Source organism: Arenibacter hampyeongensis (genome assembly GCF_002909255.1).
Lineage (GTDB): Bacteria > Bacteroidota > Bacteroidia > Flavobacteriales > Flavobacteriaceae > Arenibacter > Arenibacter hampyeongensis.
This window is the reverse complement of sequence record NZ_PIOB01000002.1, coordinates 470,216-490,983: the sequence shown is the minus strand read 5'-3', so window position 1 is coordinate 490,983 and position 20,768 is coordinate 470,216. Positions and strand designations below refer to the sequence as shown.

The window sequence follows — 20,768 nt, the reverse complement described above, 5'->3', positions numbered from 1 at the left end:
AAGTTATTTTAGCTACTCTTTTTTGTACCTATATTCCTAATCACAAATTCTTGTAATTAATTATTTTATTATGGGATCTGCATTTTCCATATACAATTCCTTTTCCAGTGCATTGTTCAATTTTTTAAAGAACAATATTTCGGCATAGAATTGCCAATCGAAATTTATGGATTGGTTGGCCAAATGTACATGATGGTCTTGATCTAGTATGTAATTATCCGGTTTGTTTAAAATACGTGTTTTACCGTAGACCATTTCCAAATCATTTCTAAGTGTGCTGAATTCTCCCTCCAGTGACTTCAGCTTGGTAGCTGTTGCTAAAATATCATCCCTGCTTTCCGCCTTGTCGTAATCTCTCAGGGCTAGTAACATTTTAGGGCTAAATTGGGCCAGTTTGTTCACTTGCTCATAAACTTGTAGGTTATGGTCGTTGCGTAGCGCGATAGAACGGGCATTTTCTATTTTTTTTGCTATACTATCGGTTTGCGATAGCATTTCGGTAGCAGTTTTTATCCTCTCTTCATTGGCCAAACTCCATGTTCCTATATTTTTCTTATCAGGAAAATCGATTATAGACTTCTCCAATGGATTTTCCATAGAAGGTAAATAGTTTCGTTGGTTGCCTTTTAGTAATGCATTTTTCCAAAAAATCACTGGTGTTTCCAGTTCGGTAATAAAGGCATTGTCTTCACTGGCCATAGTGTACCCATATTCTCTCTGTCTAAATGCCAATTTAATTTCCTCTTTTGTCCGCTTATCACCGATCCAGGAATATTCGGCAAAGGCCAAGATACCCCTCATGTACAATTCGAAATGTGGGGAATCATCATCCCATAGGGTTAATAACAGCCCATTTAGGCCACTATTAATAGAGCTAACAGCAAAAGATCTAATATTTTCCATATTACTTTCTTCCTGGGGCATCAAAACCCATCGGGTTTGGCCAGCAGTTGCCCCCATTACTTGAAGGTCGTGATCTGTAAACCATTTCATGGCCTTAATATTTCCTAAAGCTTGGGGGGAACTATAGTTCCATCTCATATAAATGCAATTCTTAGGAAAAATATCCAGAAACTCCAACAATTTATGCTCATTCTCCAGCCAGACTTGATCCACTTCTTCCTGGGTCATGTCCTTTTTAAACATAGGATCATAAACATCTGCCTGTTTAAGGGGCATATCATCCCAAAAAATAGGAGTTTTTCCATGTTCTTCAGCAAATTTGGCTACTTTGTCAAGCCACAATAATTGCAATTTTAAGGGCGATTCCTTACTGCCTTTTCCTGTAGTATGTACTTCATCACCACCAACATGCAGGTATTTACCGTATGGAAAGGCTTCCATAGCGTCTAAATAGAGGTCAAACTGCACCTCGTAAGTTTTGGCATCCAATGGATTAAAAGCCCAATCGCTTTCTGGATTATCCCTTAGCTCCATGTACTCTGGGTGCTTTAGTATAAATGAGGCATGACCTAACCCCTGTATCAAAGGACTGATCTCTATATTACGATCTTTGGCATAATCACTGATCTTTTTCCATTCCTCAATACTCAGTGCATCATCGGAGGCAACTATAGGCTGGCGCTTGAATTTTAATTTATCCTCAACTTCCAAGATAATTCCATTGATTTTGTAGCTGGCAAACTTGTCCATCAATTGATAATAGTATTCGGTCTTTTCCAAATGATGTTTTACATCCAGATGCACGGAACGATAGGCCAAAAGTGGAAAATCTTTTAATTGGCACAATGGTAGGTTTGCTTTTTGGTCTTTCGCATCTACCACCAATTGTTCCAAGGTCTTGAATGCATAAAACAATCCAGCTTTATCCTTCCCAATTATGTTAATTTGTTTGTCCGCAATGGCCAAGGTGTACCCTTCCGCCGGTGTATCCAAATTGGCGTCTATTTCGTAAGTTAAAGTGGCCTTACCCTGGTCTTCACTAATTATTAAGACATCCGTGTTAATTATTGGCAGTGCTTCACTGTTTTGGGCTATAACTTTTAAGGTTTCATTGTAAGATATTGAACTGGCTCCCGTAACCTGAAATTCCTGAGGTTGGGGCAGTAGTTTAAAGTCGCCCAGTTTATTCTCCTTTTGGTTGCAGGAGAAAAGTAATAAGGAAACTGTCAATAGATAGATGCCGGTTAAATTTTTCATAAGGTATTTAAAATGTATTTGCTTTTTTTAAGCACTTAAAAGGTTGATTAATTTGCAAAAATATTGAATAATACTCAATTATGGAATATTTTTGGAAAAATGTCCACAAGAACTTTGAAGGTCAGGCCAGGGAGGGTTTTAGTTGTTGTTAAATAATTATTTATACTCCAAATTGTTCCAAATGGTGGTTGAGATGTTTATAAAACAAATTGTTCCATTCTATGTTGGTAAGTGGGCCAAAAGAATGGGATTCCTTATTGTGAAAGTAATCTTCTCCAAGCTCTTGTGTTTTTGTTAGGTGGTCTGTCAATCGCTTTTTTTCAATTTCAAAGTCCCTTTCGTCTACAATTAGAAATGCTGGAGCCGTCCTGCTGTTTTTTTTGTATGGCTTTTCACTTACTACTGGTTGTTTTACAAATAGTTTAAGCATAAATTTCATTATTCCGTTGGGTTTGGGATGTTTATCAGTATAAACCATTTCATAGGGTACGTTACAATGGGCCAACATCTGGGCCACAGTCATTTTACCCCATAGGCCGGTACTTTTGGAGTTTAATTTGTTTATTCTACCTATTAACTCATCTACTACTTTTTTTTCGAAAATATTTTTCATTTTCTTGTGTTTTTGGTTATTACTAATACTTATTTCGGTTGTATTGATCTGTTTTAATAAACGCTTGTTTGGAAGGTTTTATGGGTTTGTGGCAATGATGCCAAAATGCGGGTTCATAGGCCCTGTTTTGGTTTTGTTATATGTAAAAATTAATTCTAGTTTCAAAGTTCCGGGATGGAATAACCTGAATGTACCAATAATTGAACTTAGATTTAATGGTTTCAAAATTATTTGGCTCCTGCTGATCCAACCGGACAAATTGGTCCCGCGAGAGTTATTTTACCATAAATAGGGCATTGACGAAGAAGAGTTTGCCATTTTCCCAAAATCCCCTAAACAATGGGTTGTCTACCATATAAATAACTTGTCCCTTGCCCACTTCCTCTACTCCGAAAACCAAAGTATTGGCAACTTTTTTCTTTGCCTCACTTCCCGCAAATCCCGCAACCTGCGAATTCGCATTCTCCAAATAGACTACAGTACCTGTCTCTAAAGTTTCATAGGCGTCATCGCTTAATTTAAGGGTAAAATAGTGGTCGCCAAAACCATAGGCCAAGGGGTGGGTTTGGTCAACCTTGGTTTTAAAAATAGCTCCAGTAATCGTATTTTTGATTTCTTCCCGTTCCGCCTCTTCGTACGGAAGTATGATTTCTGTGCTGTCTTTCTTTATTTCCTTTTCCTTAATGGCAAACCCATTTTCCCCATTGATCCCTTTTATGGCTCCTTCCATGGCGATCAATTTCCCTCCATTGCTTACAAATTCCTTTAAATCTTTAAGCCTGCTTTCGTTGAAGAACTTGGTATACCATCCGTTGGGGAGAATAAGGACATCGTATTCGGATATATCCACTTCATCATAATATTCGGTATCCAAAATAGTTAGTGGATAGCGGAGTTGTTGTTCAAAAAAGTGCCAAATTTCCCCAAATTCCAAGGTGCTTGTAGGTTCGCCCGATAGCATTGCTATTTTGGAATTCGCTATCATAGGTACATAGCTGGAACCAAAATCATTTCCTTTTTCAACAAAACCTGTATTCGTCGGAGTTAATATAGTCTTATTGTCATAGGCAACCTGGCTCAAGGTCTCTACAAAGTCTTTATGGTTTTTATTATCTCCTTTAGTGATGATCAAGCTGCCCCTTTCAAATTTTTTGCCTTCCGCCCAAAAAGGGTTTTTTGCAAATCGCACCCTGATATTTTCCTTCACCAATGCAGTTAAAAAACGGGCATCTTTCATGCTGGACCAATCGCTTACATAGGCATAGGTGTCAAGGTTGATGTTGGCACGCTTGGGCGGGAGAATTTCCCAATCCCCTGAAGGGACGGATTCCACCAAGGTCTGGGAAGCAATAGCCTCCAATCCGTAGGCATAGGGTAAGGACCAAGCCGTAATATCATAGGTTAGAGAATCACTTAGCTTTGTATTGGGCTCCAGAAGTACTTGGGCCAAAGTACCTTTGACCTGGTTGGTGGAGACAATCAAACTGGAAGGGGTGGTTTTTAAGGTTCCCAATTTCCCCGAACTATATAGATGTCCCTTGGCAGTACCTTCCTTGGCCCAGCCATATTTGATCTCATGGGAATTAAGTAGTGCCGCAATGGCATCAATTTTATCGGGATCCCCGTTCAGTATATAGCTCTTGTACTTGAAATTCTTGTTTTGATAAAACTTTTTGAATTCCCTGTTTAGTTTTTCTGTATTCTGGGAGACTACTTCCACTGTAGACAGTCCCGTAGTAAGATGGTGTGCTATACGATCTTGAAGGGTAAGGGTGTCCCCAATAATAGTCTTGATGCCCAATCCGGCGCGTCCACTACCTCCTTGCTCATAGGTCATTCCTATACCGCCGTTGTAAGTGGGGTAGGTATCACCGTAGCTAGGGTATAAAAGATCAAAAATTTCTTTTGTAAAGTAAAACCAGCCATTGTCATCAAAATATTTAGCGTGGTTCTTGCCTATAGTAACTTGAAAATCGCGCTGAAAATTAGTTACAACTTCATGAAAGGGTTCTGCGGCCGGAGCAAAATAATAAGGTTTATTCACTCCCTGTTCATGAAAATCTACATGGACATGTGGCAGCCAAAGGTTAAAAACCTTTATGCGCTGTTGACTTTCCACTTGGGTGAGCCATGCCCAATCTCTATTTAAGTCGAACATATAGTGGTTGGAACGCCCGCTTAGCCAACTTTCATGGTGTTCCTTACTATTGGGGTCTATATTGTTGGGAGTGTTCTTAAATTGATTGTACCAGTTAACATATCGATCCCGCCCATCAGGATTAATACATGGATCCAAAATAACCAAGGTATTTTTTAGGTAGGACGCTTTGCTGGTCAATAGTTCATAAATGGTCTGCATTGATGCCTCGGTGCTTACACTTTCATTTCCGTGTACATTATAGCTTAACCATACAATGGCTTTGGTAGGCGATCCCTCACCTGAAGTGTTTTTTATATGTTCCGCCCTAATGGCCTCCAGATTACCAATGTTTTCAGCTGTGGATACATAGGCCAGGATCAATGGTCTACGTTCGTTGGTTTTTCCATATTCTGTGAGCTTAACGCGATCTGAAGCATTTTCGGCCAGATATTTATAATAGTCGACCACTTGATGGTGCCGCGTAAATTCTGACCCTAATTCATATCCTAAAAATTCGGAGGGGGATAGTAAAGTTTGGGAATTGCCAAAGGTGTTCGTAAGAAGAAAAAAGGCTAGTAGAAGTTTTTTCATTTAAATCCATTGATTTGCTAAGAATCAAATCTAAGGAATATTCGTGAAATTAGTTGTCTTCCGTTAATTCTTGACATTTTAAGATTGCTTAAGGCGCACATCAAAAAAAATATTAATAGAGTATAAATTAAACTTCTTAACGTATTTTTAGGAACTGAAAAAAGGGATAATTTTATCTTTACCAGCTATTACCAATGTTTCTATGGAAGTCGAAGGCATACCCTTTAAAAAAACTGGTTATTTTTCTGATTTAATATGTGATTATCTGGAAGGCAAGGAAACTCTATTGCCTTTTTATGGTAAACCTCCCCATATAGGGCAATTTAAGGAGCAGATTAAGGCCAAACAAAATTTTCCAAAATCGCATCGTGAAGTGCTGTATTCGGTTTTGAAAAATCAGTATAGGGATATTGAAATTTCGGAAGATACCAAGGTAAATATATCGCTTCTTAAGGAAGCCTCAACATATACCGTTGTTACCGGGCATCAATTAAACTTGTTTACAGGTCCCCTGTATTTTTTATATAAGATCATCTCTACCATTAATCTAACCAAGGAACTGAAGCTGTCCAATCCTGAGAATAATTTTGTGCCTATTTACTGGATGGCGACAGAAGATCACGATTTTGATGAAATAAACTACTTCAATTTTAAGGGGAAGAAATTACAGTGGAATAAAAGGACCTCCGGTGCGGTTGGACCTCTGGAAACTGATGGGTTGGAAGCTATCTTGGAGGCATTTTCAAATGAAATGGGCAACAGCATCAATGCCAATAGGCTAAAGGAATGGTTTTCTAAGGCGTATTTGGAGCACGATAACCTGACGGATGCCACCCGCTTTTTGGCCAATGAGCTGTTTGGTGAATACGGGCTGGTTATTTTAGATGGAAATAATACCGAATTAAAACGTTTATTACAGCCCTATGTAAAACGGGATTTGTTGGAGAATGCTTCCTATAAGAAAGTAATTGCAACAATAGATCAACTTCAGGCATTACCGGATAATTATGGTATTCAGGTTAATCCTAGGGAGATAAATTATTTTTATCTGGTCGATGGTGTTCGTGAAAGGATATTGGAGCGTGATGGCAAGTTTTATGTAAACGAAACGAAAATCGAATTCAGTCAGAAAGAAATACTTGACGAACTGGAAAATTACCCTCAACGTTTTTCTCCGAATGTAATCACTAGACCTTTATACCAAGAAGTTATTTTACCCAACCTTTGTTATATAGGTGGGGGTGGGGAATTGGCTTATTGGTTGGAGCTGAAGGCTATGTTTGGGGAAATGAACGTGACTTTCCCTGTATTATTACTTCGTAATTCGGCTTTGATCATTACTGGTAAACAGATGGAGAAATTACATCGCATGAATATTTCCCTAGCGGATATATTTTTAGGGCAAAGTAGTTTTATCAATAAAAAGATTAGGGAGATTTCCAATATTGATATCGATTTTACACCTCAAAAAAAACATTTGGAAGAGCAGTTTAAAGGATTGTACGAACTGGCATCCCAAACGGACGCTTCTTTTTTAGGGGCAGTAAAAGCGCAGGAGGTAAAGCAATTGCAAGGTCTGGATCACTTAGAGAAAAGGTTGCTAAAAGCGCAAAAACGAAAGTTGGAGGATCAAGTGATGCGTATGACCGAAATTCAGAATCAGCTTTTTCCCAATAAATCACTACAAGAGCGCAATCTTAATTTTTCCGAACTATATCTAGAGTATGGAGATCGATTGATTCCAAGTTTAATGAAGGCATTGAGGCCGTTATCCGGAGTTTTTTCCATTGTAAAAATGGACTGAAATCTATTCTTTTTTATTGCGATCCCTTGAAAGATGGTAACAATCCAAAAGGTTATATTTGTTAAAAACAGACTATGTCCATGCACAAAGTAGATTTTGAAATGGTGGAAATGACATTGGATGTCGTTAAATACGCCATTGGCCGCATTACCAATCCATCTCCGGAATTGGGCAAGCCCAAGAAAGAAGAGGAGTTAAAGGCCTTAGTTGGGGAAACTGTAACTCCGGAGGGCATTGGGGGAGAAAAAGCATTTCAATTGTTCAAAGAAGTGCTGATAAAAGCTACAGTACCCATAGATCATCCCAGACATTTGGCATTTGTACCCGCCTCACCAACGCGCGCAGCGGTTATGTTTGATTTGGTCACTTCGGCATCAAGTATCCATGGAGCTTATTGGATGGAAGGTGCGGGCGGAATATTTTGTGAGAACGAGGCTATGAAATGGTTGGTTTCCCTAACAGGTTTGCCAAGGGGTTCCTTTGGGGTATTCACAAGCGGGGGTACGGCCGCAAACTTATCCGCTATGGTTACCGCTAGGGAAAATTGGCGCAAAAACCCTAGTAACTCCAATAAAAAAGGATTGATCATAACTTCCTCCGGGGCCCACTCATCGGTAAAATCCATGGCCAAGGTTATTGACTGTGATGTGCTTTTGGTAGAGACCGAGGAACAAATGACCGCTGAGGCGCTAATTGAAAAAATAGGTTCCCTAGACTCCCAACAAAGGGATAGGTTGTTTGCAGTTGTTGCAACCGGAGGTACAACCAATGCGGGTATTATTGATGATTTGTCGGGTATTGCCGCAGTTTGTAATAAGGAATACCTTTGGTTTCACGTAGATGCGGCCTATGGTGGTGGTGCCTTGGCTTCCAGAATGGCCCGACCGCTGTTCCATGGGATTGAGCAAGCGGATAGTATTACTATTGACCCCCATAAATGGCTTTTCTCACCTTATGATTGTGGAGCCATAATTTATAAAAATCCGGAATTGGCCAAGGAAGCTCATTCCCAAGAAGGATCTTATTTGGAAATATTTAAGGATGAAGGTGCTCATGGATTTAATCCTTCGGACTATCAAATACAGTTAACGCGCCGGGTAAGGGGATTGCCGCTTTGGTTTTCGTTGGCCATGCACGGTACGGATAAGTATTCTTGGGCAGTTGATCAAGGTATTGAATTGGCCAATAAGGCTGGGGAGCTTATTCGTGAGCATCCCTTGGTGGAATTGGTCAGGGAGCCGAGTCTTTCATGTGTGTTATTTAGAAGAAAAGGATGGTCCCCTCAGGATTATACCCATTGGACCTATAAAAATCACAGGGAAGGATTTGCTTTGGTAACTCCTACAAAGTACAAGCAAAAGGGTGTCTATGAAACAGTGGCACGATTTTGTTTTATTAACCCGGATACAACGGAGAAGGATATTTCAATGATATTGGATTCCATGGGTTAGGGCGTACTATAAAGTTGGCAAGGAGCTTAGGGTACCAAATACTCACTTTCCCATTGAATACCAACCTTGGAGAAACGGACCCTAATATGATTGGGTTGACTTAATTTTAAATATTCAATTTTATACGGCGTAATCTCTACTACACAGAAATGATTTTCTTCACTTAAATATTCCAAATTCTGGGGATTAATTAAATTACTTCCGGGAGATCTGCTTGTTGTGTACTGCTTTTTTGCGTACGCATCCAGATTACTCCAATATTTCTCTTTGGTGGCAACATCATCTTTGTAGGTTGCTGTGCCTTCGATCTTTAATTGCAGCAATTTGGTAGGGTGGTAAAGGAGTAGGCTTACCCTTTTGTTTTCTTTGATATGGGTTATCTTTTTAGAACGTCTATCAGTGTAAAAAGTTAGTTTTAGGTCCTTGGAAACATCCCTTAGGACCACCGTTCGCAAACGCGCAACCTGATCTAATCCCACGGTTGAGAACGTAAAAAATCTAAAGGGGTGGTCTTTTTCAGTGGGCCCCTTTTGCAGCTCTTCCCTAATTTCCTGTAAATAAGCGGTAGCCATGAATATCGTTTAGTTTGTTTTCTTAAAGATAAAAATAAAAGTTGGAGTAGGGTTTTTCTTTTCTCAGTTGTTATAGATATAAATTGCTATGAATTTGAAAATAATTTCGAATGAAATTGTGAGTAGTTATAATTAGTTAATTGGTTTAGGTTGGTTTTGATTAGAAAGCCCGGTTGGTTACCGGGCTTTATTTTTGTCTTAAATTGATGGAAGAATGGGCATCCAGCTATATTTTAAACTTCTATAATTCCAATTTTAAAAACCCGATCCGGAATAATTCTATTTGCTATCAACTGAACGAATCCCATTATTTTAGGGCCTATTTGGCAAATATTGGTGTGCAAATTTATTCTGTTTATAAGTTTTGTGATTAATATACCTCAAAGATACTTTTACAAAAATTTCAAATTACTATTTTTGCCCATGCAAAATAACGTCCTCATATTAGATTTTGGTTCCCAATATACGCAGCTCATCGCTAGAAGGGTCAGGGAACTAAATATTTTCTGCGAAATAAAACCTTACAACCATTTGCCCGAGAATGTATCGGAATACAAAGCCGTGATTCTTTCGGGGTCACCATTTTCTGTAAGGGGCGATGATGCCCCCCATCCTGATCTATCACAAATTAAAGGCAAAATGCCCTTGTTGGCTGTTTGTTACGGTGCCCAGTATTTGGCCCATTTTAATGGGGGTAAGGTAGCGCCTTCCGATACCCGTGAATACGGGAGGGCTAAATTGTCCTTTATTGATCACACCGAATCCTTTTTTGAAGGAATTTCGGAAGGTAGCCAGGTTTGGATGAGCCATAGTGATACCATAAAGGAATTACCAGCTGGAGCAATTAAATTGGCCAGTACCCACGATGTGGATAATGCGGCCTATAAGTTAAAAGACGAAGAGACCTATGCCATTCAATTTCACCCGGAGGTGTATCATACCACCGATGGGAAAAGGTTATTGGAAAACTTTTTGGTACATATAGCTGGTGTGGCGCAGACTTGGACCCCGGATTCGTTTGTGGAAACTACCGTAGCCAAATTAAAGGCTGAAATTGGTAATGAAAAGGTAATTCTTGGCCTATCCGGTGGAGTAGATTCTACCGTTGCGGCAGTTTTGCTACACAAAGCAATTGGGAAACATTTGCATTGCATTTTTGTAAATAACGGACTGCTTCGTAAAAATGAGTTTCAATCGGTATTGGACCAATATGAAGGTATGGGGTTAAATGTTAAGGGCGTGGACGCTTCGGCACGCTTTTTGGATAACTTGGAAGGAGAAAGTGATCCCGAAAAGAAAAGAAAGGCCATTGGCAGGGTTTTTATAGAGGTCTTTGATGATGAATCGCACTTGGTGGAAGATGCAAAATGGCTGGCTCAGGGTACAATATATCCTGATGTTATTGAATCCGTTTCAGCCACAGGAGGCCCATCTGCCACTATTAAAAGTCATCACAATGTAGGTGGATTGCCAGATTATATGAAGTTGAAGGTAGTAGAACCATTGCGAATGTTGTTCAAGGATGAAGTAAGGCGGGTTGGTGCAAGCTTGGGCATTGATAAGGAATTATTGGGGAGGCATCCTTTTCCGGGACCAGGGTTGGCGATCCGTATTTTAGGTGACATAACTCGTGAGAAAGTGGCTATACTTCAAGAGGTAGATGCCATTTTTATTAACGGATTAAAGGAATGGGGACTTTATGACAAGGTATGGCAAGCGGGAGCAATGCTCTTGCCCGTCAATAGTGTAGGTGTAATGGGCGATGAAAGGACTTATGAAAAATGTGTAGCTTTAAGGGCAGTTGAAAGTACGGACGGGATGACCGCGGATTGGGTAAATTTACCTTATGAGTTTTTGCAGAAAACCTCCAACGACATTATAAATAAGGTTAGAGGGGTAAATAGGGTAGTATACGATATTAGTTCAAAACCTCCTGCAACGATTGAATGGGAATAATTAGCCATTAAATTTCCAAGTTTGACAATAAAATTTAATTTTTAGTATAACATTGTTGTGTTTGTGTTCGTTCTCAATTTTGTACTTGGCTTATTATAAATAGAACAAATAAAATCCATACTTGTGAAAATATATAGTAAAGTAATTATTACAACGGTTTTTTTATTGTTGTTGAGCATTAACGCAATAGCACAAAAATTCACTACCCATTCTGTAAAAGCTGGCGAAACTTTGGAAAGTATAGCAAAACGTTATAATGTACCCGAGCAGGGGATATTAAATTATAACAAGGAGATAAAAAAGGGTCAGGCTTTAAGGGCCAATACTATTTTGGTTATTCCCACGGCAAACGGTACTGTGGTAAAAAAAGATAGTGTAACCGAAGTAACTGCCTTGTTGCAGGCATTAAAGGGAAATGAAGCCGGTCTTCAACAGCAGCAGCCAGTTGGCTATATCTCTCACCGTACCAAAAGAAAAGAAACACTGTTTGGCATTTCCAAGCAGTATAATATTTCGGAAGATGATATTAAACGCTACAATAGAGAGTTGTATTCGGTTCAGTTGAAAAAGGGAATGATTCTCAAGATTCCCAAATATAAAAGGGTGGATCCTGCCGAAAAGGCATTTATTGAGGGTAATTATGAAATCTACACGGTTCAACCTAAGGAAACTCGTTGGAGTATAGCCAATAAGTATGGGATTACCATTGATAGTTTATTGGTTCTAAATCCCAAATTATCGAAAATAACAGACTATTTATCCTCTGGTCAGGAGTTGTTATTGCCAAGGCCATTGGGCAGCTCCCTTAAAGATCAAGAAACCCAGTTGTACAATTCATATACCGTTCCCCCCAAACAGACTTTTTATAGTTTGGAGAAAAAGTTTGGATTAACCTCCAGCGAAATTATAGCCTTGAATCCTGGTATAAAGGAAAGGGGTGGCCTAAAGGAAGGAATGGTGTTGAGGATACCTGTACAAAAGGTAGAGAGCGGGGAAGTCAATATTGAGAATTACAATTTTTATGAGGTGAAACCTAAGCAGACCGAGTTTTCACTTACCCGTAAATTTGGGGTAACTTATAAAGAATTATTGGAACTTAATCCAGAGTTAAAGGACGGTTTAAAGGCTGGAATGGTCTTAAAATTGCCCAAGGCACAGACAGGTAATTTTGATGTGAAAAATGCCCTGATTTTAGATAAGATAAGATTAGTGGATAGCATAAACAGACTTAACAGGCCCAGGGTACTATTTCTTTTGCCCTTCCGACTGGATAGGCTGGATTTAAAGGACAATGCTGCCACCAAAAATGCCATAGAAAATAGAAAGGATGTAAAATATAGTTTGGGACTATATTCCGGGGCAATGGTGGCCCTGGATTCAATAGCCAAATTGGGGATTTCCGTAGATGTGAAAACCTATGATACCCAATTGGACATAAATCGTACCAAAGGAATATTACAAAAGGAGAATCTGATTGGAGTCTCGGCAATTTTTGGTCCCTTGGAGCCGCAATCTTTAAAAGAGGTTGCACTGCAGGCTGGGGAATACGGAGTTCCGGTGGTTGCCCCTCTGACCGAAAAAAGTGATTTAAGTTTAAACAACGTGTTTTTCGCCCTTCCCTCTGAAAAAGTTATGGAGGAGCATATGATGACCTATGTTGAGGGCTTAAGGACCAAAGAAAATATTATTATAATTGCGGATCAAAAGAATAAGGCTACGGAATCTGCTTTGATGTTTAAATTTCCTGGGGCTAAAATAGTGGCCTTAAAAGAAGATCGAACGGTGGACATTGATAAAATTACCAAGATATTGTCATTGGAGACTGAGAATTGGGTGTTTCTTGAAACCGATCAGGCCAATGTTGTGTATCACGTGGGATCATTGTTGAATTCCTTGATAAGCAAGGAAATTGGTATTAGGCTTTTTACAACGGACAAGAACAAGGCTTTTGATAGTGAAGCCGTTTCTTATTCCCACCTCTCCAATTTGAAGTTTACATATCCTTCCGCTTCAAAAGAGGCCGAAGGAAATGGTTTCTTAAAAATGTATAGAACAAAATATGGTTCGGATCCTGATGAATATGCAGTTCGTGGTTTTGATCTAACATTGGATATGCTTCTAAAACTTGCATATAAAAACGACCTGGTTGTGGCCTCCAAACTTATTGGTGAAACTGAATATATTGGTAACAAGTTTAATTTTAACAAGGACATCTCATCAGGATATTTTAATAGGGCTTCCTATATACTGGGCTATGAAAATATGAGGATTGTGGAGCTTAAAGAATAATGACGATGATCTGGAAAGTGACCTATGCCGAAGGATTGTAAGCGCAGCTGTGAACATAATTCCAGGTAATTCAGATATTACCGCTGCCCCATTGCAAAACCATGGATTGGGGCATGCATTTTCTTCAACGGATACAGTTGCCACAGCTTTGGCCAATAATTTCGTTATGGGACTAAAGGCCGAGAATCTGGATTGGGATTTTGAGTATTCCGGGCCTGGAGTGAAAGATTGCATTGAAGCCGAATACGGACGTATTACCAGGGTCGATTTTAAATTTAATGTGACCAATAAAATTCCGGATAAAAAGGAAGAAATATTGGAGTACAGTGCTGGGACCTATCCAGTACATTATAACTAAATATCACTTTCAATTGGGAACTATAAAATCAATTGCTCTAATTATTGTTTGCCTGGTGCTCAATTTGGGTTTTGGTCAGGAGGAAGAGGTTGTTGAATGGCACCCTGGGAAAAAATTGACTTGGGCCGATTTCAAGGGTAAGCCTTCCAATATTTCCAATGCCGCTGCTATTACTGCAAGTGGAATAACCTACAATTTTTCTGCTCAGGGAACCGCTGATAAAATGGAACTCGATTTCAAGGTAAGCTGTCATTTTTATCCCAACAAATCCTGGTATAAGCCTAAACTTGCCAACCCTACAGTTTTGGGTCACGAACAATTGCATTTTGATATCACTGAAGTTTATGCCCGTAAAATGAGACAGGAATTGGCCAAGACCAAATTCACTAAAAATGCAAAATCCGAGGTTAAGGAGATTTATAGAAAAATCCTCAAGGATTTAAACGATTTTCAAAATAAATACGATTCTGAAACCAATTTTTCAAGGGATATGGTTCAGCAATTAATTTGGAATAAAAAAATCAAGAAAGCATTAAACAATTAAAAGGAAACCGTGTAAAAGGTTTCCTTTTAGATCTATACATTTTTAATTTGTTGGATAGACAAGCTGTTATACGTCACAAATAGTGACCCCTTCTTTTAGGGCAGCGATTTTATCGTCCCAGGTTGGTATAAATTCCTGTGCCACATGTCCCTTAAATCCTGTGGCCAAAATAGCCTTCATAATGGCGGGATAATACAGTTCCTGGGTTTCGTTTATTTCATTTCTTCCTGGGTTGCCACCAGTGTGGTAGTGTCCAAAATACGCGTTGAAATCTTGAATGTTGCGTATAATGTCCCCTTCCATAATCTGCATATGGTAAATATCATAAAGCAGTTTAAAATTGTTGGATCCCAACTTTTTGCACAATTCCACACCCCATTCAGTATGGTCGCACATATAGTCTTCATGGTTCACCTTGGAATTCAATAACTCCATTTGTATTATCACACCATGTTTTTCGGCCAGGGGAATAATCTGCTTTAACCCGTCTACACAATTTTGTAGACCAACAGCATCATCCATTCCCCTTCGGTTACCACTAAAACAGATAAGATTGGTGTAGCCCGCTTCGGCCACCTTGGGAATCATTTCTGTGTAATTTTTAATTAAAGTTTTATGATACTTGGGATCGTTCCAACCTTCCGTAAGGCTAATTTCTGCCCCATTGCACATAGAGGAATTAATATTGTATTTTTTAAGTAACGGCCAGTCCTTAGGCCCAATAAGGTCCACACTTTTTACCCCTAGGTCATTTAACGACTTAAGAAAATCTTCGAGTGGGATGCTGCCGTAACACCAATAGCATACGCTATGGTTAATGTTGTTGTTTAGCTTCGTTTCTTTTTCTTTATTTAATTCCATTGCATTTCCATTTTTGCAAGCCAGCAAGCCAACAGATGCGGCTGCTGAGGTTCCTATAAATGTTCTTCTTTTCATCGGTTTAATTATATTTGTTGAAACTTCTTAGTTGATTTCTGCTACACACTAGGTTATTACTCAATAAGGTAGTGTAGAATAAATTAAAACCCTAACTGCATTAAATACCACTATAACAGTATTTTAAGGTTTATCCAGTTATAAATGTAAATTATACATGTATAAAGATAGGTGATTTGTATTAAAAATACGGAATTTAGAAATAGATTGTTCAAATCGAGCCAAGTTTAAATTGGGGAGATTATTTCGATCAAACAATTTGAAAGGAGGTCCTAAGATGGTATCTTTGAATAGATTATTAAATATGAATGTAGTTCCGGATAAGAGGCAATTAATAGAATTGGCACACTACAGAATGCCATTTGGGAAGTTTAAGGGAAGATATTTGGTGGAACTTCCCGAACCATACTTGATATGGTTTCAACAAAGTGGATTTCCAGAAGGAAAGCTTGGAAATTTGTTAAGAGCCATGCTGGAAATTAAAATTAACGGATTGGAGGGGCTTATTAGAAAAATTCAAAAAGATTTTCCCCAATATTAGCCGTTAATTGTTATTGCAATTCGTATTTTTGCTCGCGTTACGAATTCAACCTAACGCTTCATGTCACAGACTAAATATATTTTTGTAACCGGTGGGGTTACTTCATCCCTTGGAAAAGGGATTATAGCAGCCTCTCTTGCCAAATTATTACAGGCTCGAGGTTATAGAACTACTATACAAAAATTAGACCCCTATATCAATGTTGATCCTGGAACTTTAAATCCCTATGAACACGGTGAATGTTATGTTACCGATGATGGTGCGGAGACCGATTTGGACCTTGGGCATTACGAGCGCTTTTTAAATGTTAGGACTTCACAGGCAAATAACGTTACCACTGGAAGAATTTACCAAAGTGTTATAGAAAAGGAACGAAGAGGTGAGTTTTTGGGAAAAACGGTTCAAGTGGTACCCCATATTACCAATGAAATAAAGGAGCGCATTCAATTGCTGGGTAAAAGTGGGGATTACGACATTGTAATTACCGAAATTGGTGGTACAGTAGGTGATATAGAATCATTGCCATATATAGAAGCTGTGCGCCAGTTGCTATGGGAGTTGGGTGATAATAATGGAATTGTAATTCATTTAACCTTGGTGCCCTATCTTTCAGCTGCAGGGGAGTTAAAAACAAAACCTACCCAACATTCTGTAAAGACATTAATGGAAAGTGGGATAAAGGCAGATATTTTGGTCTGTAGGACCGAACACGAAATTCCAGATGAATTAAAAGATAAACTTGCTCTCTTCTGCAATGTTAAAAGAGAAGCGGTTATACAATCCATAGATGCATCAACCATATATGATGTGCCTATTTTAATGCAAGAGGAGGGTTTGGATACCGTAACGCTTAAAAAATTGGCCCTTCCGGATGATGTAGTTCCCGATCTTACTAAATGGAATCAATTTTTACAATGGCACAAGAATCCTAAAAATGAGGTAACCGTAGGGCTTATTGGGAAGTACGTGGAATTGCAGGATTCCTATAAATCCATTTTGGAATCTTTTATCCATGCAGGTTCTGTGAACCATGTAAAGGTAAAAGTGAAATCGATTCATTCCGAACATCTTACCGCCAAGAATATTGAAAAGAAGATGCAAGGACTTGATGGCATACTTGTAGCACCTGGATTTGGGGAAAGAGGAATAGAAGGAAAGATCAAGGCGGTTCAATTTGCCCGGGAAAATGGAATTCCTTTTTTAGGAATTTGTTTGGGTATGCAAATGGCGGTAATAGAGTATTCTAGAAATGTACTTGGCCTTGAAAATGCCAGTTCCACAGAGATGGACGAAAACACCCCTAATCCTGTAATCAGTATTATGGAGGAACAGAAAAACATCATAAATAAAGGAGGTACAATGCGCTTAGGTGCCTGGGACTGTCATTTGGAAAAGGGCAGTTTAGTGCAAAAAATCTATCACGGGGCATCCGAAATTTCAGAGCGCCACCGTCACCGTTATGAGTTTAACAACAGTTATAAAAAGCAACTGGAGGAAGCTGGACTTGTGGCTTCTGGGGTAAATAAGGAAACTGGTTTGGTAGAAATCGTAGAGATTCCTTCGCACCCTTGGTTTATTGGGGTGCAATATCATCCTGAATATAAGAGCACAGTTGACAATCCGCACCCATTATTTGTGGGATTTGTAAAAGCTGCTCTAAAGCACCAGAAGGAAGGAAAGCAATAAACTATGCCAGTTTGACATAAATAACCTAATTGGGCATATATTTGCAAGCTGTTTTAATCTGTTGGGAACGTTGATATTGATTGCATCCCTGCCGAAAATATTTTAAAATTAAACTTTAGATGGAGGAAAAGAAATTGGATATTAATACCATTATCGGTTTTGTACTGATTTTTGGTATTCTTATTTTTATGTTTTGGCAGAATCAGCCAACACCGGAAGAGCTGGAAGCAAAGAAGGCACAACAAGAGCAGGTAGAAGCTGCTGAATCGCAAAAGGCCAATACGGTCAAGGAAGAAATTACTCAGCCCAAGAAGATTGATCTTCAAGATTCAACGGCTGTAGCAAGTTATAAAAGCGCTATTGGCGCTTTTGGCTTTACGGCTCCTACAGAAGGGACCACAGTTTTGGAAAACGATGTGGTTTATTTGGAAATAAGCAACAAGGGAGGTCAGATTGTAGAGGCAAGAATGAAGGGGTATGTTACCTATGATTCCGTTCAGGTTTATTTAATTAAGGACGGAAATGCCAATTTTGCGCTCAATTTTAGTACTTCGGACAATCGCGTTCTGAATACCAACGATTTATATTTTGAACCTACACTTTCCAAATCCGGAGAAAATCAGGTGCTTTCCATGAAGGCCAAAGTTGCCTCGGACAAATTCTTGGAATATAGATATGAAGTGAAGCCGGACCAATATCTAATTGGTTTTACCGTACGTTCCCAAGGTTTAAATGGAATTCTGAATAATTCCAAACCCATAGATCTGGATTGGAAATTGAAGACAATTCGGCATTCCAAAAGTATACAATACGAAAATAGATATACCAGGGTCACTTATAATCACGATGATGATAAAATAAGTAAACTTTCAGAGGGTAGCGAGGATGAAGAAACTGAAGTGGATGTAAAATGGATATCCTACAGACAGCATTTCTTTAGTTCCATTCTTACCTATGCCAATAAATTTGAAACAGCCAAGCTCAACTCCATTAATCTGGTGGAGGAGGAAAGCCACACCCAACAATTTACCAAAGAGTTTGCTTCAGAAGTACCCTTGAAGTTGGTAGGTGGGGAGTTGGCATATAATTTTAACTGGTATTACGGCCCTACAGATGTTAAGGTTTTGGCACAATACAAGGAATTGGGGCTGGATGATTCCATTCCATTTGGATGGGGAATTTTTGGATGGATAAACAGGTATATCTTTACCCCGGTTTATACTTTCTTGAGTTCCTTTCTACCTTACGGTATTGCTATTGTGGTCATGACTATTTTGGTGAGACTAATAATGTCCCCGGCAACATACAAGTCCTATTTGTCCCAAGCCAAAATGAAGGTGTTGAAACCTGAAATTACTGAGCTTAATGAGAAATTTAAGGACAATGCTATGAAAAAGCAACAGGAAACTATGAAATTGTACAACAAGGCAGGGGTGAGCCCTATGAGCGGTTGTGTACCTGCATTGCTGCAGATGCCAATTTTCTATGCGCTGTTCATGTTTTTCCCTACTTCCTTTGCATTGCGTCAGAAATCGTTTTTATGGGCAGATGACCTTTCTTCCTATGATGCCATAGCTCAATTGCCATTCACAATTCCTTTTTATGGGGATCATGTTAGTTTGTTTCCCATATTGGCGTCCGTTGCCATCTTTTTTTATATGATGATGACAACTGGTCAGAATATGCAGACCCAGCCCGGAATGCCCAATATGAAATTTATCATGTATCTGTCTCCGTTAATGATGTTGGTTTTCTTTAATAACTATGCCAGTGGACTTAGTTTATACTACTTTGTGTCTAACTTGATTACCATTTTTATTATGTTGGCCATTAAGAAATTTATTTTGGATGAGGATAAGATCCATGCTCAGATACAAGAGAATAAGAAGAAGCCTAAGAAAGAAAACAAGTTTCAAAAGAAGATGCGGGAGATGATGGAACAGGCAGAGGAACAAAAAAAAATAGGCAAGAAATAAATCAAAATTTGCCTTCTGAACAATTAGAGTGCTTGAATTTTTTCAAGCACTTTTTTTTTTGAGGTTATTCTTGATTATTTGTCTGTTTCCACTGGAAAATCGATTTACCATCGGTTTCATTTCATTTGGAGAATTAAGATGTGTTTAAACCTTTTTTTTCATCAAGAGTCATAGATATGTATAATCCTTAATTCTGTTATTATGAAACATTTAAATTTTGTTCTAGGATTGGCATTGGTAATGTTCTTTTTGCCTAACCCTAATTTGGAAGCTCAAACCCAAGTAGTCAATAGAACCAAAGTTGAGAAAGTACATAAGGTCAAAAGAAAGGTAAGAAGGCACAACAGAAGGGTTGAGCGTAGAACCCTTAGGCGATTGCCAAAGGGTACTAAGGCCATCATGCATAGAAAGGTTGCCTATTATCCAGTAGGGGGCATGTTCTATATTGCTAGGAAAGGCGTTTATGTAAGAAGTTTTCCACGACCAGGGTTTAGAGTTCGCATATTACCAAGAACTGCAATTAGAATTGTAGTGAGGGGTGGCGCCTATAGATACGCCGATGGAGTTTTCTATCAACAAATTGGTGATGAATATGAAATTGTTGCACCACCCAAGGGAGCTGTTGTCTATGAGCTGCCTGTAGATGCAGAGGAAATCGACTTTGATGGAATCCCGGCGTATGAACTAAATGATGCCGTGTATAAAGCTGTCCAAGATGGTTATGAAATAATTGATGTCCTGGAAGAAGAAGATTGAAGTATTGGAGGATAGTTTGTAAAACAAAAAACCCCGGCCATTAAGTCGGGGTTTTTAGCATTGATTTGGTTTAGTTTGGTAAGTTTTGGGTCCTCAAAGATTGTAATTTTTTAAACTGTGTAAAACTAATAGTTGTAAAGGGGCCGATTTAGTATGCTAAAGTGGCTTCTTTTGTTGTTTGGCATTTTAATTAATTGGATTCTTGCATTTTTATTCACATTATATCCGATTGAAATCCTTAAATTATTTTTGGCGCCTTTTTTTATTGCTCCATTCCTAATCAGTGATGATTATTATTGATAATCAAAGCATGGGCTATCCCTTGGTTGTGATTGAGCCATATTTTTAAAACAACCAAATTCCTATTTCGTATTTTTGCATACTAAATTGTAAGT

General features: G+C 38.8%; 15 protein-coding genes. 10 read left to right on the top strand and 5 right to left on the bottom strand.

All coding sequences use genetic code 11. The features are described 5' to 3' along the window. Positions 1–60: 60 nt before the first annotated feature. From CWD91_RS06945 to CWD91_RS06930, 3 genes are all read right to left on the bottom strand, one after another. Positions 61–2,160 carry a beta-N-acetylhexosaminidase gene (locus CWD91_RS06945; RefSeq protein WP_103440245.1) on the bottom strand — a complete coding sequence of 700 codons (2,100 nt, stop codon included), beginning with the start codon at positions 2,158–2,160 and terminating at the stop codon, positions 61–63. A 160-nt stretch (positions 2,161–2,320) separates the two neighbouring features. Further along, positions 2,321–2,773, bottom strand: coding sequence for a DUF1569 domain-containing protein (locus CWD91_RS06940; RefSeq protein WP_103440244.1), 453 nt, complete (start codon positions 2,771–2,773; stop codon positions 2,321–2,323). A gap of 274 nt (positions 2,774–3,047) precedes the next feature. Further along, on the bottom strand, positions 3,048–5,504 hold the full coding sequence (locus tag CWD91_RS06930; RefSeq protein WP_103440242.1) for a M14 family zinc carboxypeptidase: 2,457 nt from the start codon (positions 5,502–5,504) through the stop codon (positions 3,048–3,050). A 202-nt stretch (positions 5,505–5,706) separates the two neighbouring features. Here CWD91_RS06930 and bshC point away from each other — a divergent pair, with 202 nt between their 5' ends. Both bshC and CWD91_RS06920 read left to right on the top strand, forming a co-directional pair. Then, positions 5,707–7,308, top strand: coding sequence for a bacillithiol biosynthesis cysteine-adding enzyme BshC (gene bshC / locus CWD91_RS06925; RefSeq protein WP_103440241.1), 1,602 nt, complete (start codon positions 5,707–5,709; stop codon positions 7,306–7,308). Between the two features lie 80 nt (positions 7,309–7,388). Next, a complete protein-coding gene (locus CWD91_RS06920) occupies positions 7,389–8,759 on the top strand; it encodes a pyridoxal phosphate-dependent decarboxylase family protein (protein WP_103440518.1) in 1,371 nt (456 codons plus the stop codon). Positions 8,760–8,785: 26 nt separating this feature from the next. Here CWD91_RS06920 and CWD91_RS06915 read toward each other — a convergent pair whose 3' ends face one another. After that, positions 8,786–9,331, bottom strand: a complete 546-nt coding sequence (locus CWD91_RS06915; RefSeq protein ID WP_103440240.1) for a pyridoxamine 5'-phosphate oxidase family protein — start codon at positions 9,329–9,331, stop codon at positions 8,786–8,788. A 423-nt stretch (positions 9,332–9,754) separates the two neighbouring features. Between CWD91_RS06915 and guaA the strand changes: the two genes are divergently transcribed. The 4 genes from guaA (at position 9,755) to CWD91_RS06895 (ending at position 14,478) form a co-directional block, all read left to right on the top strand. After that, the gene (gene guaA, locus CWD91_RS06910; protein WP_103440517.1) at positions 9,755–11,287 is read left to right on the top strand and encodes a glutamine-hydrolyzing GMP synthase; all 1,533 of its coding nucleotides are present in this window, start codon (positions 9,755–9,757) and stop codon (positions 11,285–11,287) included. A 123-nt stretch (positions 11,288–11,410) separates the two neighbouring features. Beyond that, entirely contained in the window at positions 11,411–13,576 is a 2,166-nt protein-coding gene (locus CWD91_RS06905; protein ID WP_239985679.1) for a PBP1 and LysM peptidoglycan-binding domain-containing protein, read from the top strand. Next, positions 13,557–13,934, top strand: coding sequence for an osmotically inducible protein OsmC (locus CWD91_RS06900; RefSeq protein WP_103440238.1), 378 nt, complete (start codon positions 13,557–13,559; stop codon positions 13,932–13,934). The genes CWD91_RS06905 and CWD91_RS06900 overlap by 20 nt, the downstream gene beginning before the upstream one ends. Positions 13,935–13,947: 13 nt before the next feature. Then, positions 13,948–14,478 (top strand): DUF922 domain-containing protein, encoded by a 531-nt coding sequence (locus CWD91_RS06895; protein ID WP_239985678.1) that lies wholly within the window; start codon positions 13,948–13,950, stop codon positions 14,476–14,478. Positions 14,479–14,544: 66 nt separating this feature from the next. On the opposite strand, the gene CWD91_RS06890 is transcribed toward CWD91_RS06895, so the two are convergent. After that, entirely contained in the window at positions 14,545–15,414 is an 870-nt protein-coding gene (locus CWD91_RS06890) for a hydroxypyruvate isomerase family protein (RefSeq protein WP_103440237.1), read from the bottom strand. 304 nt (positions 15,415–15,718) lie between these two features. Here CWD91_RS06890 and CWD91_RS06885 point away from each other — a divergent pair, with 304 nt between their 5' ends. From CWD91_RS06885 to CWD91_RS06870, 4 genes are all read left to right on the top strand, one after another. Then, positions 15,719–15,955 carry a DUF3820 family protein gene (locus CWD91_RS06885; RefSeq protein WP_103440515.1) on the top strand — a complete coding sequence of 79 codons (237 nt, stop codon included), beginning with the start codon at positions 15,719–15,721 and terminating at the stop codon, positions 15,953–15,955. 60 nt (positions 15,956–16,015) lie between these two features. After that, a complete protein-coding gene (locus tag CWD91_RS06880) occupies positions 16,016–17,641 on the top strand; it encodes a CTP synthase (protein ID WP_103440236.1) in 1,626 nt (541 codons plus the stop codon). A 119-nt stretch (positions 17,642–17,760) separates the two neighbouring features. Then, positions 17,761–19,617, top strand: a complete 1,857-nt coding sequence (gene yidC, locus CWD91_RS06875) for a membrane protein insertase YidC (protein WP_103440235.1) — start codon at positions 17,761–17,763, stop codon at positions 19,615–19,617. 201 nt (positions 19,618–19,818) lie between these two features. Then, positions 19,819–20,373 carry a DUF6515 family protein gene (locus tag CWD91_RS06870; protein ID WP_103440234.1) on the top strand — a complete coding sequence of 185 codons (555 nt, stop codon included), beginning with the start codon at positions 19,819–19,821 and terminating at the stop codon, positions 20,371–20,373. Positions 20,374–20,768: the final 395 nt, after the last annotated feature.

Excerpts from the sequence above, each read along its gene's own strand:
- CWD91_RS06945 (WP_103440245.1), bottom strand. The coding sequence starts at position 2,160 with ATGAAAAATTTAACCGGCATCTATCTATTGACAGTTTCCTTATTACTT.
- CWD91_RS06940 (WP_103440244.1), bottom strand. The coding sequence starts at position 2,773 with ATGAAAAATATTTTCGAAAAAAAAGTAGTAGATGAGTTAATAGGTAGA.
- CWD91_RS06930 (WP_103440242.1), bottom strand. The coding sequence starts at position 5,504 with ATGAAAAAACTTCTACTAGCCTTTTTTCTTCTTACGAACACCTTTGGC.
- bshC (WP_103440241.1), top strand. The coding sequence starts at position 5,707 with ATGGAAGTCGAAGGCATACCCTTTAAAAAAACTGGTTATTTTTCTGAT.
- CWD91_RS06920 (WP_103440518.1), top strand. The coding sequence starts at position 7,389 with ATGCACAAAGTAGATTTTGAAATGGTGGAAATGACATTGGATGTCGTT.
- CWD91_RS06915 (WP_103440240.1), bottom strand. The coding sequence starts at position 9,331 with ATGGCTACCGCTTATTTACAGGAAATTAGGGAAGAGCTGCAAAAGGGG.
- guaA (WP_103440517.1), top strand. The coding sequence starts at position 9,755 with ATGCAAAATAACGTCCTCATATTAGATTTTGGTTCCCAATATACGCAG.
- CWD91_RS06890 (WP_103440237.1), bottom strand. The coding sequence starts at position 15,414 with ATGAAAAGAAGAACATTTATAGGAACCTCAGCAGCCGCATCTGTTGGC.
- CWD91_RS06885 (WP_103440515.1), top strand. The coding sequence starts at position 15,719 with ATGAATGTAGTTCCGGATAAGAGGCAATTAATAGAATTGGCACACTAC.
- CWD91_RS06880 (WP_103440236.1), top strand. The coding sequence starts at position 16,016 with ATGTCACAGACTAAATATATTTTTGTAACCGGTGGGGTTACTTCATCC.
- yidC (WP_103440235.1), top strand. The coding sequence starts at position 17,761 with ATGGAGGAAAAGAAATTGGATATTAATACCATTATCGGTTTTGTACTG.
- CWD91_RS06870 (WP_103440234.1), top strand. The coding sequence starts at position 19,819 with ATGAAACATTTAAATTTTGTTCTAGGATTGGCATTGGTAATGTTCTTT.